Origin of the sequence: Streptomyces sp. NPDC127084, from assembly GCF_042724175.1 — a bacterium.
Classification (GTDB): Bacteria; Actinomycetota; Actinomycetes; order Streptomycetales; family Streptomycetaceae; genus Streptomyces.
Genome location: NZ_JBHXFA010000057.1, coordinates 39,033 through 40,769, shown reverse-complemented (window position 1 = coordinate 40,769; position 1,737 = coordinate 39,033). Strand labels below are relative to the sequence as shown.

At 65.3% G+C, this 1,737-nt stretch carries 1 protein-coding gene; it reads right to left on the bottom strand.

From position 1 onward, the window contains the following. Window positions 1–68: 68 nt before the first annotated feature. Window positions 69–1,535 (bottom strand): right-handed parallel beta-helix repeat-containing protein, encoded by a 1,467-nt coding sequence (locus ACFWI9_RS15840; RefSeq protein WP_387162283.1) that lies wholly within the window; start codon window positions 1,533–1,535, stop codon window positions 69–71. Window positions 1,536–1,737 lie beyond the last annotated feature (202 nt).

The window sequence follows — 1,737 nt, the reverse complement described above, 5'->3', positions numbered from 1 at the left end:
CCCCCGGCATGGATGCCGGGGGCGGGCGGTTTGTGGAACCGACTGCGGAATCGGACAGGACCCAAGCGTCAGCCGAAGCAGTTCGGGACGGGGTTGGTTCCGGGTGCCTCGCAGTTGGTGGGGACGTTGTCGATGATCTTGACCTTGCCGTTGGTGGTGACGGTGCCCAGGTTGTGAACGCCGCCGGCTTCCGCGTCGGAGACGTTGCCGGTGATTTTGGTGTCGGTGAGGTTGACCGTGCCGTTGCTGATGTAGAGGCCGCCACCGCTGTGTCCGTTGCCGGGCGCCTGGTTGTTGTAGATCTTGCTGCTCCGGAATACGACGGGGTTGTCGTCGCTGGTGGACACGTTGGCGCCGCCGCCGTCGCCGTCGGTGACGATGTTGCCGTAGATCTTGGTGCGCTCGAACAACGAGCCTGCGTGAAGGCCGGGGCCCTCATCGGTGGCGGTGTTGTAGGCGATGGTGCTGTCGCGGACGTACAGCGAGTCATCAGTGTGGATGGCGCCGTAGGAGTCGCCGAAGTTGTACACAAAGGCGCTCTTCTCGACCTCGGACACGCCCGTGCTGTTGTAAAGGGCGCCTGCCGAGTTGCCACGGTTGTAGGAGAGCACGCTCTTCTTGATCTTGACTGATCCGCCGCCGTTGTAGATGGCGGCCCAGCCATCGTCTTCGTCGTTGACGTTGCCGGTGATCTTGGAGTCGGCGATGTCCAGCTTGCCTGCGCCGTTGTAGACGGCGGCGCCGTCCTCGCTCGTGTTCTTGCTGAGGGTGCTGTTGCGGATGGTGGTGATGCCGTCGTTGTAGATGGCGCCGCCGTCTGAGGTCTCCAGGTCGGAGGAGTTGCGGGTGAGGGTGACGTGGTCGAGGCCGAGACGGCCCGCTGCGGACACCCTGATCCCGGCCCCCTCGCCCTCCACCCCGATCTTGCCGCGGGTGATCGTGAGGTGGCTGAGTTTCAGGTCTCCACCGACCCCGACTTCGAAGATCCGGAAGTTGTCCCCGTTCGCCGCGCGCTGGATGGTGGCGCCGTTGCCGTAGATGGTGATCGGCTGGGTGATCGTCGGCAGACCGTTGTCGTCCTCGTTCGCGGTGAGCGTGTAGGTGCAGTCCTTCGCGAGGACCAGCTCCCCGCCGCGGTCCGAGTTCAGGCTGACCACCGCCGCGAGCAGGGCGGCGGGGTCGCACTCCACGTGGATCGCGTCGTCCGAGTACTCGCCGTGGCCGTCGCCGTACTTGTCGTGGCGGCTCTTGTCGCCCTTGTTCCCGTCGTCCTTACCGCTCTTACCGCTCTTGTCGCCGTGGTCGGCCTTGCCGTGGCTTGCCTCGTCTCCCTTGCCGGCGTAGCCCTTGGCTGAGGCGGCGGGAGTGCCGGGCGCGCCCTCGGACTTGCGGTGCTCGATCCCGCTCGCCCCGGCGGTGGTGGTGGTGGTGCCGATGACGGTGGCGAATCCGGCCGCGGCCAGAACGGCCAGTTTCCAGTGACGGCTCAGCAGCGCCGTCTTGAGGCGGGGTGGGGTGCCCTGGGGTGAAGACATCCGGCGTGCTCGCTTTCTGTGTGATGGGCCGTCATACCCCCTGTCCGGAAGGGGTGAAGCTGACATCATCCAATCACATGAAAAGACTCAAATAGGACAATTGGTGCGGGTAGGTGTGTCGCCGGAGCGCGAGCACTGAGGAGCAGAGGGAGGGAGGGGGGGTGGGTGGTGGTGTGGGGTGGGTGGTTATTTGGACACCACA

Excerpts from the sequence above, each read along its gene's own strand:
- ACFWI9_RS15840 (WP_387162283.1), bottom strand. The coding sequence starts at position 1,535 with ATGTCTTCACCCCAGGGCACCCCACCCCGCCTCAAGACGGCGCTGCTG.